Annotated in this window: 14 protein-coding genes; all 14 read left to right on the top strand. The window is 61.5% G+C overall.

What is annotated here, in order from left to right; genetic code table 11:
- Nucleotides 1–49: 49 nt before the first annotated feature.
- Nucleotides 50–325 carry a hypothetical protein gene (locus RQH62_RS23310; protein WP_311271037.1) on the top strand — a complete coding sequence of 92 codons (276 nt, stop codon included), beginning with the start codon at nt 50–52 and terminating at the stop codon, nt 323–325.
- 2 nt (nt 326–327) lie between these two features.
- A complete protein-coding gene (locus RQH62_RS23305) occupies nt 328–3,078 on the top strand; it encodes a phage tail length tape measure family protein (protein ID WP_311271036.1) in 2,751 nt (916 codons plus the stop codon).
- Nucleotides 3,075–3,737, top strand: coding sequence for a hypothetical protein (locus tag RQH62_RS23300; protein ID WP_311271035.1), 663 nt, complete (start codon nt 3,075–3,077; stop codon nt 3,735–3,737). Before RQH62_RS23305 ends, RQH62_RS23300 begins: the two co-directional genes overlap by 4 nt.
- Before the next feature lie 36 nt (nt 3,738–3,773).
- Entirely contained in the window at nt 3,774–4,388 is a 615-nt protein-coding gene (locus RQH62_RS23295; RefSeq protein WP_311271034.1) for a hypothetical protein, read from the top strand.
- Nucleotides 4,385–4,783, top strand: a complete 399-nt coding sequence (locus RQH62_RS23290) for a hypothetical protein (RefSeq protein ID WP_311271033.1) — start codon at nt 4,385–4,387, stop codon at nt 4,781–4,783. The genes RQH62_RS23295 and RQH62_RS23290 overlap by 4 nt, the downstream gene beginning before the upstream one ends.
- 62 nt (nt 4,784–4,845) lie before the next feature.
- The gene (locus tag RQH62_RS23285) at nt 4,846–5,505 is read left to right on the top strand and encodes a hypothetical protein (RefSeq protein WP_311271032.1); all 660 of its coding nucleotides are present in this window, start codon (nt 4,846–4,848) and stop codon (nt 5,503–5,505) included.
- Nucleotides 5,506–5,513: 8 nt separating this feature from the next.
- The gene (locus tag RQH62_RS23280) at nt 5,514–5,906 is read left to right on the top strand and encodes a DUF6950 family protein (protein WP_311271031.1); all 393 of its coding nucleotides are present in this window, start codon (nt 5,514–5,516) and stop codon (nt 5,904–5,906) included.
- On the top strand, nt 5,893–8,955 hold the full coding sequence (locus RQH62_RS23275) for a hypothetical protein (RefSeq protein ID WP_311271030.1): 3,063 nt from the start codon (nt 5,893–5,895) through the stop codon (nt 8,953–8,955). Before RQH62_RS23280 ends, RQH62_RS23275 begins: the two co-directional genes overlap by 14 nt.
- Nucleotides 8,956–9,112: 157 nt before the next feature.
- Nucleotides 9,113–13,942 (top strand): hypothetical protein, encoded by a 4,830-nt coding sequence (locus RQH62_RS23270; RefSeq protein ID WP_311271029.1) that lies wholly within the window; start codon nt 9,113–9,115, stop codon nt 13,940–13,942.
- Nucleotides 13,943–13,956: 14 nt separating this feature from the next.
- Entirely contained in the window at nt 13,957–14,766 is an 810-nt protein-coding gene (locus RQH62_RS23265) for a hypothetical protein (protein WP_311271028.1), read from the top strand.
- A 39-nt stretch (nt 14,767–14,805) separates the two neighbouring features.
- Entirely contained in the window at nt 14,806–15,219 is a 414-nt protein-coding gene (locus RQH62_RS23260) for a hypothetical protein (protein WP_311269752.1), read from the top strand.
- Between the two features lies 1 nt (nt 15,220).
- A complete protein-coding gene (locus RQH62_RS23255; RefSeq protein WP_311271027.1) occupies nt 15,221–15,805 on the top strand; it encodes a lysozyme in 585 nt (194 codons plus the stop codon).
- Nucleotides 15,802–16,092 carry a hypothetical protein gene (locus RQH62_RS23250; protein WP_311271026.1) on the top strand — a complete coding sequence of 97 codons (291 nt, stop codon included), beginning with the start codon at nt 15,802–15,804 and terminating at the stop codon, nt 16,090–16,092. The genes RQH62_RS23255 and RQH62_RS23250 overlap by 4 nt, the downstream gene beginning before the upstream one ends.
- The gene (locus RQH62_RS23245; protein ID WP_311271025.1) at nt 16,089–16,226 is read left to right on the top strand and encodes a hypothetical protein; all 138 of its coding nucleotides are present in this window, start codon (nt 16,089–16,091) and stop codon (nt 16,224–16,226) included. The genes RQH62_RS23250 and RQH62_RS23245 overlap by 4 nt, the downstream gene beginning before the upstream one ends.
- Nucleotides 16,227–16,269 lie beyond the last annotated feature (43 nt).

Genomic DNA, 16,269 nt, shown 5'->3' with positions numbered 1-16,269 from the left:
GGCCGGCGAGGATGGCGCAGTCCCCGATGCGCTTGAACCGCCGGAAATATTGGACGGGTTCGCAGGCTGGTACGCCGATTTCTGGCGCCTGTCCTCTGAACGGCAGGTTGGTTTCGGCGTCGGGCCTATTCCGGCGAGCAAGATCGAGGATCACACGCGCGGCTGGCTGACGGAGGATGCGGACATGTTTGAGCACTGCATCCGGGAAATGGACGGGGTCTATATGAAGAAGGTCAACAGCTCCGATCAGCCCAGCACGGACCAGCCCGCAGTCTCTCCGCGTGAAGCGTTCCGGGCCGCCACCGCCAACCGGCGGGGGCGCTGAACATGGACGCAGCCGCTCTCAGTCTCAATATTGATAGCAGCAAGGTCGTCACTGCGGCGAACGATCTTGACCGCTTCACTACGTCGTCGGATCGGGCCGCAGCCGCAGCGGCAAAGGTGAATTTCGGTAATCAGGCGGGTTCGATCGCCAAGCTGGTCGCCTCCGTTCAGTCGATCGACAACAAGCTGTCTGCCCTGATCAGCACCATCACGAAGGTGCAGCAGGCTGAGAAGGCGTTAGCGTCCGCCAATGACAATTCGTCACGGTCGATGGCCGTCGCTGACGCGCATGTGACCGCCTATACCCAGCATCTAGCGGCTATGGTGGCTGGCACAAATGTGGCGGCGGCAGCGCAGAAAGGAGCTGCGGCTGACGCGGCGCTGGCTGGGGCGGCAATCGCGAGCGCCGACAGTCATGTCATTGCATATACGCAGCACTTGGCGGCCCTTGCGCGCACCCAGCAAGACGCTAATTCGCATGTTGTCGCGTGGCAGAACAGGGTGCAGGCGGCCTCCCCCGCGTTCGCCCAGGCCGACGCTCATGTCGTTGCTTATCGCAATTCCCTCGGCAAGGTGGCTGAGGGAGCTAACGCGGCCAGCTCAGCAATCAAGTTCACCGCCCAAGACACCTTGAACGCAAGCCGGCAGCTGTCAGATATCGGCGTTACGCTGGCGATGGGCATGAACCCATTCATGATTGCGATCCAGCAGGGTCCGCAGCTTCTTGATATCCTGCAAAACAAGGCTGCGATGACTGGGCAGACGCTCGGCGCCGTCTTCAAAGCCGCAGCCGCGTCCATTGGCGCCGCTCTGCTGCCTCTCCTACCGATCATCGCCATTCTAACCCTAGCGGCGGCCGGTATCGCGGCACTGACTGAGCAGGCCAACGACGATTCCGGCCTCAAGAAATACACCACCGCCATGGGATATACCAAGGAGGAGGTGAAAAAACTCAATGCCGTAACGGTCACTCTTGGCGACACGTTCAAGGCTGTGTTCCAGGTCGCGTGGGAGCGGATCGCGTCAGCGTTCGGCGTGTCCACGGACTACATGTCCAAGAAGTGGGGCGAGTTTACGCAATGGTTGGTGACCGCCATCCGCGCGGGTCTCGCGGGCGTATATGCAGGCCTTACCGGTGCGAGCATGATTATCCCCCGGCTAATCGAGAACATCAAAACCGGGCGCAAGGAAAACCTGTTTGAACTGATCGGCGGGTCGTTCAAGGATCAGTACGCCCAAGCCCAGAAGTTCATGGATGATGTTGTTGGCCGGGCACGCAAGAACGCGCAGGGCCGCCAGAACGCCATGGCTGCGGCGATGTATGACAAGCCCAGCACGCCCAAGGGCGGCAAGTCGGACGCTGAGAAACTCGCCGATATCGTGCGTAGCGCCGAAGCGGAGATAAAGGCTGAAAAGGCGAAGGCTGATGCCATCGGCTTGTCCGCCCGCGCCGCCATTGAGCTAGAGCAGCGGACCAAGCTGCTCAACGATATCGAGAAGGCGAAGATTCCCGTCACGGCGGCTGTCACCAAAGAGGTTGACCGGCTCGCGAAGGCATATGCAGATGCCAAGATCGCGACTGATGTAGCGACGGCGATTCAGGGCGTCACCGATAGCATCGAAAAGCAGCGCACGTCGATAAACGACCAGACCAATCTCATCGGACTGTACGGCGACGAACTGACGCGTGCGCGTATTCAAATGGAGATGCTGACCGCCGCGCAAAATGCACTCCCCAAAGGCGTGACGCTTTCGACCGAAGATGCGAACCGGGTATCTAAGGCGGCATCCGGTCAGGCGGATGACCATATACTTCAGGATCGCAACCGGCGCATGGAAACGGTGCGTAAGGATGCTGAAGACGCCATGTATGCGCTGGACCTTGAGCGCAAGGGCTTGGGTCTGACTGGCGCGTCGGCAGAAGCCTATGCTTATATTGTCGACCGCCTCAACGATGCGAAGCGCGCGGGGATCGAACTATCTCCCGATGAAATTCGCGCGATCGAGGCGGCAGGCGCGGCTTATGGGCAGGCGCGATATGCGATCGACCAACAGGCTCAGGCCATTGCTGACGCGCGCGAAGTGACGAAGGGCTTCATGTCCGACTGGATCAACGGCGCTCGCGATGGCGCCAGCGTGTTCAAGGCCTTCGCCGATAGCGTCATCAACAGCCTGAACCGCATCATCGATAAACTGCTCGACAAAACGCTGAACGGCTTTCTTGATAGCATGTTTTCGGGTGGCGGGTCGTCTGGCGGCGGCCTGTTTGCCAGCATCTTTGGTGGCGGATCGGCGGGCAGCAAGGGCTTTGTCAGCACGGGCGCGACCGTCAAGATCCCCGACTTCACCAAAGGCTGGGAGTATAACCCGACCATGAATGCCCTGGGCGGTGCTTATGGCACTGCCCAGCGCTTCGCTAAGGGCGGCGCCTTCACCAACAAGATCGTCAACACCCCCACCCTCTTCCGCTTCGCCAACGGCGCGCAGCTTGGCGAAATGGGCGAGGCTGGCCCGGAGGCGATCATGCCGCTCAAGCGTGGGCCGAATGGTTCGCTGGGGGTGCAGATGCACGGCGGCGGCAGGCCGTCGATGAATATGACCATTAATCAGGAGATCAAGCTTGAGGGCGCTATGATGCCGGACACAGTTGTGGCCGTCGCCCGCCGCGCTGGACAAGAGGCGGTCGATACAGCGCGCCTTAATTTCAATCAATGGGCAGGCGAGTGGGACCATGATGGAACGGTAGTCTCGTGACCAAAGTCTACAGCTTCCCAACATTCCGCATTGAAAGCCAACTCTTCCACGTTCCGGGGCAGGGCTATGACGGCGGCCTTACCAGTGGCGGCGCTCAATTCATCACGCCTGAGCCTGGCGGCTTTGCTATGCTGGAAACGCAGCCCGCCCTGATCGACACAGAATGGGACGCACCTCTGGCGTCGTGGATCATGTCCAAGATCAGCGGGCAGGTGTTTCGTGTTCGCCTCGCTCCATCGCCCCAGATCGCTTACAGCCGCAGCCGTGGTATGTCCGCTGTGCCGTGGTCCAACGGTCAGGCTTGGAGCAACCAGCAGAATTGGGATGGTGACTTCACCGCCCGTTACTCCGCTGACGGACAGAAAGGCTCCGTCACCATGCAGTTCGATCTAACCGGCGTCGGGCCGATCGTCGGGCCGGGCCATGTCGTCGGACACGAAAGTGAAACCTACCTGATAGACGAGATCACCTATGACGGTGATGTTGCCACTGCGATCGTCACCCCCCCCCTGCGGCGTGACATAGCGGCCGGCGACAACTGCTACCTGCGCCCGTGGTTCACAGGCCGGATCAGCAATGGCGCTGATATCCGGGCCGCCTATAATAACATGGGGCATGTGAAGCCGGGCAAGATCATCCTGCAAGAGGCTCTTGTTTAGACTCGCCTTAGTCAAATGAGCGCGTCAAACTAAGGTATGGATTCGACAGGGCAGGAAATTTTAGATTGGTGGTTGACGTCATTTGATGGAGATGACCGCAATCTGATGGTGTCCATGTACTCGCCCCTCACATTGAACGTTTCAATTACGAATTCGACCGTGGCCAATGGTGCTAATCCGTTAATCGACCATATGGCCGGACTGACGCGAGAGACGGCATTTTACCGCCTATCATCGATAGCAACATGGTACAGCAGGCCGGGATATAGCCATTGGGCTATCAGCTTCGCAAAGAAGGCAATGGGCTATGCTGAATATTCTACTCCCATCTTAGATCGACATTTCGGATTACATAATCAATGCGTTGTGACATATCGATGGCGTGACAGCGTGGACGGCGCATTTCAGGCCGCTGTGGAAGCCTGCGAAGCCAGCGTCTCAATTCATGAGCAGGCGGCAGTTGAAGCCGCTGCCGCTTTTGGGCAAGTGCCAGCCCATCATTGTTTCCAACAATTGCGAATTATTGAAGAAAAGCGTGGGAACTATGAGAGGGCGATCCAGCTGTGCGAGATGGCAAAGCGAGGTAGCTGGGCCGGAGATTGGGATAAAGATATTGCCCGGCTGAGCAGGAAAAAGGATAAGTCAGCATGAAACTGGTGATCGCAACATTTTCCTGCTTTGGAATTGCCATCGCGGCACCGTCGCTGGCCCGATCAGGCACGGATTACCCTCACCGTGATTGGGGGCGAGTGCTTACTCTGGATATGAGCACGACGGATGCGACCACATGCATAGCAAGAGAACTCAATCGAACCGGCGATGCCGTAGTGCTGCCGGTCGAAGGCGGTAATGACATAGATTTCGCAGTTCGGCCCATTTGGGGGCCGAAGATGGAACCGTGGGAAACCTATAAAGTTCGTTCTGTAAACGGCGCGACAACCCTGCGCGTTTTTTATCGGCATCCGATGAAGCCAAAAACGGTAGCGAAGGATGTCGCGCGCCTGCAACGCCAATGCCTGAAAATCCTGAGCAACGAGGCAAGTTAGATAGATGCTTAAGAGCGCACTTATGTTGCGCTTTTTTCCTATGATATATAACATATGTGCGCATGAGCGCATTCTACGATCATATTGACGACATCCTGGGCGCTGCCGATGACGTCACTGATATCGTGGCAACCGTCCGCAAGTGCTGGCTCTACGACTTCAAGGATGATCCAATCCGCCTATGGGACGGTCAGGGCAATTTCATCGATATAGAGGGTAATGAGTGGCTTGGCACCGTCGATGCCAATGGCACCAACCACCACAATTCCCCGTCTCTTCAAGACGGGCGCGATGGCACCAGTGCATCCTACAACTTCTCGCTCACAATCCCTACCCTGCCTGGGGAGGATACGCTCTCGCTGTACGAGGCGCTCAAGGCTGACCAGGCCAAGGTCTACGGTCGCGCGCTGACCTGCTATCTCGCGATCTTCGTGGAGGGTGAAGGGCTGCGCCCGAACACCCCGCTTTCATTCTACAAGACGATGACGATGTTTTCTCCGAAGTTTTCGGAGCAGCTACAGCGCGGCCAATCCGGCGCAATCGTCAAATCCTATACTGTCTCGATCGTCGCAAAGGACAATAATCACGGGCGCAGCGACACGCCTGACCGCACCTATGCAGACAGTATGCAGAAGCGCAGGGCGCAACAGCTCGGCGTGTCGGTGGATCGTGGGTCCGAATATCTCGCGCTGCTGGCCAACAGGACATATCAAATCCCATGACGGACATCGTGGACGACACCCTGCGCGAATGGCGCCGGTCAGCTTTTGTCTACGGGCAAAGCGACTGCATGCTATCGATCGGGCGATATCTGGCGCGCACCGGCCATGAGGATGTCACTGGTCAATTCGTTGGCCGCTACGACACCGCAGAGGGCGCACAAGGGCAGATGGCGGCGCATGGCGGCGTGGCGGGGCTTATGGCGCTCGCCGGAGCGGTCGCAAAAGATGGTGAGCCGGCGCGCGGCGATGTGGTCGAGGTGCTTTACGACGGCGAGGGCGAGACACTGGCAATCGGCGGGATATGCACCGGCGATTCAGTCGCTGTGCGTTTGGAGCGAGGGATGGTCGAAATTCGGCTGAAATTCGTCCGACATCGCGGGGTATGGCATGGCAGTCGTTAAAAAGATCGCTGGCCTCATCGCGATTGCCGTCCTGTCCTATTACGCTCCCGGCTGGGGCACTTCCCTCGCCGGAAGCATTTTGGGCGCGGGCGCTTCTGCTGCGGCGACCTCGTTCCTGGGCGCGGTTATCGGTGCGGTCATCATCGCAGCCGGGTCATTTGCCATTCAGGCTATCTTGGGTGCCAGCCAGCGCGCCCCGAAGATGGAGGCCGGAAAGGTCAACGTGAGGATTTCAGACCCTCCGCGCTGGCTAACCGCTGGTCGCGCTCGGCAAGGCGGGGGAGCTCTCTTCGGCGATTTCGATAGCCAAGGCCGCTTCTGGTACATCATCGTCCACAGCGACGAAATTCTGCACACCAGCCTGCCCCTGCAATATTATTTGGACGATGAAGCGGTCACGCTGGACGGCTCAAATTATGTCCAGCAAGCGGAATTCCGCCTCAAGACGAACAAAGACAAAGATCCAGCTGAAACCGATGGTGAAGGCAGAGGCTATATCCGCATCTGGACGCGCACCTATTCAGAAACAAACCCCGTTCCTGGGCGCGTGGCAGAGTTCGACGCAGCCATGGGTTCGCTGTGGACGCTCGATCATAAGCTGGTCGGCACAACATACAGCGTCGTTTGCATGGACGCCTTGCCGGTCGAGCATCGCTATAAAATCTATCGCTGGCGCGGGCCTTTTGGCCTTGGAGAGCCATCCGTAAGCATCGCGGGCGATTGGGCCAACATCTACGATCCACGTGATGAAGCGCAGGTTCTTGGTGACCGGACGACCTACAAGCCTAGCCGCAATGCCGCTCTGATCTGGGCTTGGTTTCGGACCCACCCATTCGGTCGCAACAAGCCGGAAAGCGCGATTGATTGGGTGAAGATCGCTGAACAGGCGGACATCTGCGACCAGACAGTCACCGGCATCGAGGGCGATCAACCTCGCTATGAGGCGGGCGTCTCCATCGTAGATAGCAAGCGCCGCGCCGACGCTGAACGCGAAATCATGCTGGCATGTGACGCGCAGATTTTCTTTGGGGAAACGGGGCTGTCATACGTCCTCGTTGGTCACTGGCAAGCTCCCACCCTTTCCTTCTCACGCAACCGCGACATTATGGGGATGGCCACTCAGGAAGCCCAAGACGGCGAGAGCGAAACCCAAGGCGTCATCGTCAAATATATGGAGCCTGAAGCAAACTTCACGATCCAGCCAAGCGCGGCATGGATCAACCCGCTCTATTACGACCCGCTGACGACGCCGAAATTCCTGACGGTGGAAATCCAAGCGTGCCAGAACCACAACCAGGCGATGCGACTGGCCAAGGCGATCGGCATGCGCTCGCAGCCCCGCCACAAGATCGGGCCAACGGTCAACCTGCGCGGCCTGCGCGCGCGGCAAGAGCGCATCGTCACGATCAATTACGATAACACGTTCGCGGGCGACTATGAGATCGCCACCCCCGTCGAACTGGACAGTGCCGGCATCTTCACCGGCTTCGGTGCCGTCCCGGTCAGCCCCACCCGCTGGACCCTGCTCCCCGGCGAGGAGCAACCCAAGCCCGTCGTGGATGGCAGCGAGGGCACCGTGTCATTCCCCGCCATCACCGGTGAAAACGTCTATTTCTCGGACGGCACGATCAAGATCGACTTTCCGGCCCTACCCCGCGACGACGCCACCTATGTCGCGGAATATATCCTCACCTCCGAGATAACCGGCGGCGAGAATGACACATGGCAACCCATGTCGATCAACATCAACACGGCGGTCAGCGTGCCTTTGCCGGATGGGAATTACACTGTCCGCTATCGCTATGTTGTGACGTCGGGGCGTGGTCCGGCATGGGAATATGCGACGCTCTCGGTGGAAAGTGAGCTGCCATCAACCGTCACGATGGCCGTACAGGGCGGCGTCAATCAAGCCGTCCTTACATGGAAGAACCCGGTCGACCTTCGGTTCTTTTCCTCCGATATCTGGCGCGGGACAAGCGCCGTTTTCGGTTCGGCCACCAAGATCGTGGACAATTTCCCCGGTGGCCTTGGCGAGGTCCAGTCTTACACTGACACTCCGCTCAGCGCCGGCCAGTATTATTATTGGATCGTCGCGAACGATGGGGCGGCATTGGAGGCTGATCCGTTTGGCCCGGTAAGCGCCGACGTCGGCGCCTTCGACTTCACCGGCGGTGTACTGCCATCTGGCGCGACCTTCGCGCGCTCCAGCGCCGGCCAGCGTACCAACGTAGCGGGCAGCCTTGTCAGCGAGGCGGCCGATGTGGCGCGCTTCGACTATCATCCGACCACGCACGCACTTCTGGGCCTGCTCTATGAGCCATCAACCGATAATGAAGTCGTCAACAGCGGTACCGGTGGCGCTGCGCTTGGTGTGATCGGCTCTGGTGGCGCACTGCCGACGGGATGGACAATGCCGGAGGGCGGTGCAGGCCTGACCCGCGAGATAGTCGGCTTCAGCACTGTCAACGGCGTCGATATCATTGACATTCGTTTCTACGGTACCGCGTCGGCAACCACTGTCCTCACACTGCGCCCCGACAATGCTGGCGCAGCGGCCAGCATCGGCCAAACTTGGACCAATAGCGCCTTTCTCGCCCTAATCGCTGGGTCGCTCGCCAACGTGGCTAATCTGCAAATGCGCGCGGGTTCCGAAGGTGGCGGCACATTATTGTCGGGCCTGACTGCGACGCTTGCCCGCTATACCAATACCCGAACGCTGACAGCGACGTCGGCGAGGCACGTCATCCGTTACAACTGGAGCGCGGCCGGCGCCCCGATCGACTTCACCCTGCGCATAGGCCTGCCCCAGCGCGAGCTGGGCGGCAAGGTAACCTCCCCGATCAAGACGAGCGGTGCGGTGGCGACCCGCGCTGCCGACGCTCTCACACTTAATTGGGGCGCGCGGGGCGTCGCGGATGGCGCGATCACAATGCGCGTCACATTTGACGACGGCTCGAAGCAGGATGTGGCCGGGACGGTGGCGAGCGGGACTACCATCCTGACCACCAGCCTCAACCGGTCAGCTATCAGGCGGGTATCAAAAATTTAGCGCAACATAATGCGTGTTGTGTATTCCAGATATTTCATCTGGCTTGTGCAAAATTGCGTCATTAGGTATGTCTTGGCAACATACTTTCAAAGGTGACGTTGTGAGCGCAATAGACATTCTCAGGGACGCACTTTTCGGAAACCCGCCATCCCCGACAATGAAGCCTTCACGCGAAGGTGTGCTGGCTGCGTTCATCGATCTATACCAGTTGCTGACGACGTCCGGCTTCTCGACCGGGATCTACGACAATACCGCTGCCGGTGTTGCCGGGACGACCAACGGGCAAATCTTTCTCGTCAAGGGCGACGGTACCAATACCTTCGTCAAGATGTACAAGAACAATGTCGGCGTTGCGCAGGATTTGGGGATTTCGCTACCATCATCCGCTAGCGTTCAGGCGCTATTTGAGGAGGCTATCGCGGAGGCTCAGGCTGCGGCAGCGCTGACAGCCAACATTACCGCCACATCCGGCGAAAAACTGCCGGAAACCTCCGTCCTCACCGGGACGAGTGGCGGCGCGATCCCGATCATTGTCGGCGGCCGGACCATCGGCTTCACTGTTCCCATCGGGGAAGACGGCGCCGGCTCAAATCTCATCCTCCGCATCCCGTTCAGCTTTGACGAAGCCCAGCGCCTCGCCGGCTCGACCATCCGCCTGCGGGTAGTGATGGAGGCAACGGCCGGCTATCTGGCCGCCACCCCATTCGGCGGCAATGCCGTGCGCGTCGATCGCCAGAACGGCACCACCGACATGAACGTCGGTGCGGCACTGGCGGCAGGCCAGTCCGGCACCCGCCTGACCCGCGACTACACCTATACCATGGTCGGCGATGAACTCTGGGTCGGCGCTACCGTGCAGATCGGCGCGAACAGCCCGACCGGCGCAGTCCGCTCGTTTCGGGTCAAGTCGATCGTCTGGGACGTCATCGCCACGCCTGCGACCGCTGGCGCAACCGGGACAGACGCCGCGCTGGATGCGCGCCTCGCCGCGCTGGAGCCGGCGGCGGATATCTTCGGCAAGGTCGAGGCCATCTTCCAGTTCTTCAACGATGCTGTCGCAGCCAAGGACGATGGTGGCCGCACGGTAGGCAGCACTATTCCTGCCGGGAAAAGCGGCCAGAACACGATCATGCAGTGGCGCCTGCCGATGACCGGCCGCCTGCGCAAGATGCTGCCGGGCCGCCAGGCGCGCCTCACGCTGGGCTTCAATACGCCGACCGGTTGGGCGCGAAGCCACACGGTCAACATGCAGGTGCGCGACGTCAATCTGGCGACCACGGCCATCGTGGCGACGGAGGTGATCGACAAGCAGATCAGCCCGACGCGCCGCGTGATCTCGTTCAACTTCCAGGCGCCGACCGGGATGACACTGGACGACCTTCGCCCGTACATCGCGCTCACCGACGCTTCGAACGCCGGCACTGCCGAGACGATCACGCTCACCGACATGGTGATGAGCTATTATCGCAACGGCTCCGACGTCATGCAGGAAGCGGCCAGCACGGCCCTGCTCGGTGACGAGATCACGCGCGGCGCATCTGTTGAGCAGGCTGTGGGCACCGTGTTCGCCACCGGGAAGCGCCTTGGCGCAATCCTTGATGCGGCCAGTTACGCCAGCATCGCCCTCGCCCTCCAGACGGCCACTGCGCTGGCCAGCCCCGGCGCGATGGCGCAGGTCAATGTCGGCGAAGGCGTGTTTACCGAACGCAGCCTCGGGCTGATCGGCTCAGGCACGGACGGCGACAACGTGATCCTGCGCGGCGCCGGCAAGTGCCGCACGATCATAGATGCTCGGTTGCCGGCAACCACGCCGATCGCCACCATTCAGGCGACCAGCGGCTTCGATTTCAACAAGTCGCAGGAAGTCAGCGACGCGACGCTGTGGGTCGGCAACATGCGCTACGGCGCGCATATCGACTCGGTCAACTTCGCGCCGGACAGCCGGAACGTCTGGCGCAACGTCGATATCGTCCACTTCGGCAATGACGCCGCTGATGCTTATTGGGGTCAGTCCGTCTGGGCGTCTCAGCACGCATGGGCGCTCGGCACGACGTCGGGCTCTTACTACGGCTTCGACAATTGCGGGGGTCGCGCGCCGCGCGCCGCTTTCTCCGCGCACGATCAGATCGGCTTCACCTCGCCATCTATTGTCGAATGGATCGGCGGCTCGCTGACGGCGACCAACGTCGCAGGCTGGTGCTTCAGGTTGGAGTCGATCGGCTCCATGATCATGAACCGGGCACTCCTGAGCAACGCCACCCTATCCGGCGATATCACCATGGCGGTGCAGCCGTGGCTCCCAACCACGCTGGACATGCAGCCCGCCGATCATCGATGCTGGGAACTGGTCGGCTATGGCAACAGCCCCGCCGTCTTCCGCATCGAGGACTTCGGTCGCGCGCTGCGGATCACCTCCGCGACCACCGGCGCGACCTCCAAGGTTGTCCTGAGCGGGACGGCAGCGCCGATCCTGTGCGGGAAGACCGGAACAGCCGGCGTCATTCGCGTCGATGGCGACATTGGCATGGCCGGCTATTCCTATGGCTGGGGCGATATCAGTTCCGACATCACCAGCGGCCGGCCGGGCGCCATCACGAAGCTGGGCGCGCGGCTGGGCAACCGGACTGGCGCGCCGATCACCCTGACGGTGCAGGTCGATGGCTTCGCGGCGGTCGATATCGTGTTCAGCGCCAACTACACGGCGATGACCAACGCGGACATCCTCGCGATCATCAACACCGCGCTGACCGGCAAGGCGGTCGCCTCCGAATATAATGTCGGTGCGCGGTATCGCCCGTTCATTGCTGACGAAGAGGCGAGCCTGCTCAACAGCGGCGGCACCATGATCTTCATGGGCATGGCGCTGGCCTTCACGGATGACAGCCATCGCGCCGTCCGGCCGATGCTCAACACCGACCGCTTCTCGACCTTCGCCGGCATCGCGTGGGAGGATATCCGGCCCGGTGCATTCGGCCGCGTCAAGACGGCCGGGTGGATCGACCGCAGCGATGTGCTTCGCGCAGATGGCGGCGTGATCGACGTCGGCGAGCGCTTCACGATCGACGCCGCGAAGCCCGGATATGTCCGATCCGGCGAAATGAATGGCATCGGCCTTCTGGAGTGCGTCCGCAATATCTCCGGTCAGGATCTGACGACGCTCTCGATCGCGCGGGGCGTCGATGCGCTCGACCTTCCCGCTACGGTGCAGGGCACGCGGGTGCCGCTGACCTATGGCATGGAGCCGGCGCAGATCGACGCGAATGGCCTGTCCTCCCTGATCATGACGCCGGACGGGCTGGACGGTCACTTTGCACGGCCCGGCAGCCAGCGGGCGCCGCTGAGCGGCGGGCGGTCGGCTATCGTGGTAGATCAGGACGGGGCTTTCCCGATCGGCCGGGATGAACAGGGTCGGTTGATTCTTGGCGCGCTGGCCGTGGAGCCATCGGTGCGCATGCCGTTTACCAACGGACACCGGCCGAACCTCATGACCGATGGTGGGCTGAGCCTTCGCGGTGAATATGACGGGGTGATCTACGATGCCGGCGTCGAGGGGCAGGTAGTCCCTGATCCGGCCGGTGAAACTCTGCTGGGGCGCAAGCAAGCCGCAGTCTTCGAGATCGACCCCGGAACCCTCTGGCCGACGCGCCGGGGTGTCACGCTTTCGCAGCAGGGCGACTTCACCCCGTTGGGCATCGTGTCGCCCGGCCTGATGCGTGTGAAGGGGCCGGACGTTGACTATCCGATCGGCGTCGTCGGCTGGCGCGAGCAGGTATCGTCGCCCAACGCCCTCTACATCATCATCAAGCATGGCCAATCGAACAGTATCGGCATTACGCAGGCTGCCGATGGATCGGCCCCAAACCCGAAATTCACGGAGCTGGCGCCCCTCCCAGGGCAATGCCTGACCTTCAACGCTGGCCCCCACCCCCACCAGTCGTCCGGCGGGTCTGGCGACGTCGCGAACCCAGCGGACCCTTCCCGCTTCACCAGCTTCATTGACATGGTTGTTGGCGAATATGAGGGGTCGGGGCTTGGCGCGGCGGAAGTCTTTGCCATGGCATCAGGGGCCAAGGTTCTCCTGATCAACAACGGCTTCTCCGGTTCCAGCTTCGCGGCACTGGTTGGCTCCGCCGGTTCCGATGCTCAGCCGTGGTCGGATATCCGGGCCATGGTCAACTCGGCGGTGTCGATCGCGGCCGGCATGGGCCTGACGCCGGTAATCGCAGGCTTGATCTTCAACTGGGGTGAGAATGGCGACAGCTCGGGCGTCGCGGGCATTCAGGCGAACTTCGATGTGCTGCGCGGCAAGGTCGATTTGCTTGCACCCCTCACCGGACAGGTCAGCGGCATCCCGATCGTCGCGGCCCAGCCTGCCTCCACCCAAGGCACTGACACCGGCCTTGTTCGCCCTGCCGCGCTGGCGGTCGGGAATTGGGCGTCGATAGCGTCCAATCGCGCCGTCGCCATGCCTCTTTACTGGACGTCGATGGACGACGTCGCGACCGTCCATCACAGGGCGCAGGGGCACCGTCATATTGACGAATTGAGCGGCCACCTCCTGTGGGAGTTTGCCACTAACAGCCGCGCGCGCACTCCGCGCATGGTGTCCGCGCGTCGATCCGGCACTATGGTAACGGTCACCATGTCGGAGCCGGTCACCGACGATACGAAGGGCGTTGCCGATCCGGGCAGCCTTGGGATCAGTTATCGCGACAGCACGGCGTCCCGCACGGTCAGCGGCGTCAAGGTCGATGGCAATGTCATCACCTTCCGCGTCACCGGCGCTACTGGCGCAGGCGAGGTCGTGTCTATTGGCTGCATCGGCGCGAAGAAATATCCCGCGCTGTCCAATCGCGACGGCATGGGACGCCTCTACGGCCTGCGCAGCTGCATCCGCTCGCTTCGCAAATACTGGTCACACACGACCGGCCGCCCGCTTTTCCTCTGGGCGCAGCAGCAGGAACTCAACGTCACCGTTTCCGCCTGAGAAAGGACATAAGCATGGCACTCCCCGCCACTCGTGGCAGCACGCTCATCACCCGCACCAGCGCCGCCCGCGCCGGCCAGTATATCGACATCACGCAAGCTGAGATCGATCTGGTCAATATCGAAGGACTCTTGCTCTGGCTCGACGCCAAGAGCCTTCTCGCTGGATCGACCACCGCGCTTCGGGACCGGCTGGCTGGACTTGCCGGGACGGTCGATAACGGCGTCGCGCTCGCGGGTAGCGGCGGGACGAAGGATAATCTCGGCTTCGTCTTCCCCGCCACGCCCGACAATCATCAGCGTCTGGCGATGCCGAACTTCGCGATGCCGAGCGATTATACGGTCGTGTTCGTCATCAACCCGAGCAACGGAACCACGGCCAGTGCAATCCGCGTGTTGCTCTATGAGCTGCCCAACGGCGAATATCTGCAAATCTGGCTGGAGCAGCCGGCGGTGGACGGCCCGTTGACGCTGCGCGCGCGGCATGGCTCGACCGGCGGCTTCAATCTGGTCGGCGTCATCCCGCACAGCACGCGCTCAATTCTCACGATCCACTATGACCCGATCCGCACGCGCCTGTCCGCTTTCCTGGGCAAAACGCTGCTGGGTGCCGTCACGGAAAACGCGAAGGATGCTGGCGTTGGGTCGTGGTTCGGTGGCAGGCCCGGCACAACCCAGCCGACGCATAAATTCTTCGGCATGATCGAAGCGGCGATCGTGCTGGGTGGCCTGTCCTTCTACAGCGCCGACGCAACCAACCCAGCCAACGCGCGGCGCAACGCCCTCATCGATGCGGTGGCCGCCGTCTACGGCCTTACCGTCTGACGGCCGGGCACCATGCACACTCATCAGGGAGCTACGGCGATGACGCCATGGGGCGAGGCGTTGATCGCCAAATATGGTTGGATCTGGGTTGGCCTGTCGTTCGGCTTCCTCGCGAAATATGCGCTGCTCATCAAGAAGGGGGTGAAGATCAAGCCGGCGCTTGTGCTGGCGGACATCCTCATCCTGCCGATGGTCGCGCTGATTTCCTACTGGCTGATCAGCCGCGCCGGTGTCGATGGCGAAGGCGCGGCGCTCATTACGGCCGGGGCAACGGTTGGCGCTGACCGCGTGGTCAAGCTCTACACCGATCGCTTCGTGCGGCAGGTGAGTGACGGCATCGTGGATGAGGTCGCCCGGCGGAAAGCCGCGATCCGCGAAGAGGTGCAAACCGAGCTGAGTGCCGAACGCACGCTCCAGGACATCGCGACGGGCAAGCGCCCGCTGGGAGGATGACATGACCGACAAGGGACTTTTCGACCTGATCCGCGAGCGCAAAGGCGCTGCGCTGACGCAGGCTGACGTGGATGCGATCAATGCGGTGATCGGCGCGCCAGCAGTGGCCAAATCGGACTGGCAGATCGGCGCAGCAGGCGTGGCGCTGATCCACAGTTTCGAGAGCCTGCGCCTGACCGCATACCCCGATCCTGACAGCAAAAATGGCTTGCCCGTCACCAATGGCTGGGGCACGACCGTCGATGAGGATGGCAAGCCTATCAGGCTGGGCGCTGTCTGGACGCGCGACAAGGCCGATCGCCTCTGGCTTCGCGATCAGAAGCGGTTCGTGGCGGCGGTCAACAAGCTGGTGGCGGGCTATCCCACCACGCAGGCGCAATTCGATGCGCTGGTGTCGTTCGCCTATAATGTGGGCGAGGGTGCCGATGGGCTGGCCGGCAGCACCCTTTTGCGCAAGCACCGCGCGGGCGACTTCGCAGGCGCAAAGGCTGAGTTCGCCCGCTGGAACAAGAACGATGGCAAGGTGTCCAATGGCCTGATTCGCCGGCGGGCGGCTGAGGCTGAACTGTATGCGGGGCGGGTATGATCCGCGAGCAAACCCCCAACAGCTTCCAAGGCTGGCTGGCCCTCGGCGTTTTCGCCCAGACGACGATGCTGTTCGGCCTGATGGCGATCCACAAGGATTTGCTGGACAGTCAGGGCTTCATGACCCTCGCCTCCGCCGTCATCGTAACCGCGTGGGTTGGCGCTATCATCGGCGCAGCGTTTCAGGCCGGCAAGACCGCTGGAGAGCAGGCGGCTGTGGTGAGCAAGGCTATGGATATCGCGGCCACAGCACAGGCTCAGTCAGCGCCGCAGGAACCGAGACAATGACCCGCCTCATCCCCCTCGCCCTCCTCCTGCTCACCGGCTGCGCGCACAACCTCGCCACCTGCGACAATGCGCGGGCAGCTGCTCAGTTCGCCACCGTGGCTATGACGCGGGTTTGTCCGATGGTGGTGCGTTAGTCCGCTCCTTATCCCGCCGGTCCCACACCCATTCCTGCTCGTA

Source organism: Sphingobium sp. WCS2017Hpa-17, from assembly GCF_031843765.1.
Classification (GTDB): Bacteria; Pseudomonadota; Alphaproteobacteria; order Sphingomonadales; family Sphingomonadaceae; genus Sphingobium.
This window is presented reverse-complemented; position numbering and strand designations above follow the sequence as displayed.

Bases quoted from the DNA above. Each gene is read 5' to 3' on its own strand.
- RQH62_RS23245 (WP_311271025.1), top strand. From the start codon at position 16,089: ATGACCCGCCTCATCCCCCTCGCCCTCCTCCTGCTCACCGGCTGCGCG.
- RQH62_RS23250 (WP_311271026.1), top strand. From the start codon at position 15,802: ATGATCCGCGAGCAAACCCCCAACAGCTTCCAAGGCTGGCTGGCCCTC.
- RQH62_RS23270 (WP_311271029.1), top strand. From the start codon at position 9,113: ATGAAGCCTTCACGCGAAGGTGTGCTGGCTGCGTTCATCGATCTATAC.
- RQH62_RS23265 (WP_311271028.1), top strand. From the start codon at position 13,957: ATGGCACTCCCCGCCACTCGTGGCAGCACGCTCATCACCCGCACCAGC.
- RQH62_RS23285 (WP_311271032.1), top strand. From the start codon at position 4,846: ATGAGCGCATTCTACGATCATATTGACGACATCCTGGGCGCTGCCGAT.
- RQH62_RS23275 (WP_311271030.1), top strand. From the start codon at position 5,893: ATGGCAGTCGTTAAAAAGATCGCTGGCCTCATCGCGATTGCCGTCCTG.
- RQH62_RS23255 (WP_311271027.1), top strand. From the start codon at position 15,221: ATGACCGACAAGGGACTTTTCGACCTGATCCGCGAGCGCAAAGGCGCT.
- RQH62_RS23290 (WP_311271033.1), top strand. From the start codon at position 4,385: ATGAAACTGGTGATCGCAACATTTTCCTGCTTTGGAATTGCCATCGCG.
- RQH62_RS23295 (WP_311271034.1), top strand. From the start codon at position 3,774: ATGGATTCGACAGGGCAGGAAATTTTAGATTGGTGGTTGACGTCATTT.
- RQH62_RS23260 (WP_311269752.1), top strand. From the start codon at position 14,806: ATGACGCCATGGGGCGAGGCGTTGATCGCCAAATATGGTTGGATCTGG.
- RQH62_RS23305 (WP_311271036.1), top strand. From the start codon at position 328: ATGGACGCAGCCGCTCTCAGTCTCAATATTGATAGCAGCAAGGTCGTC.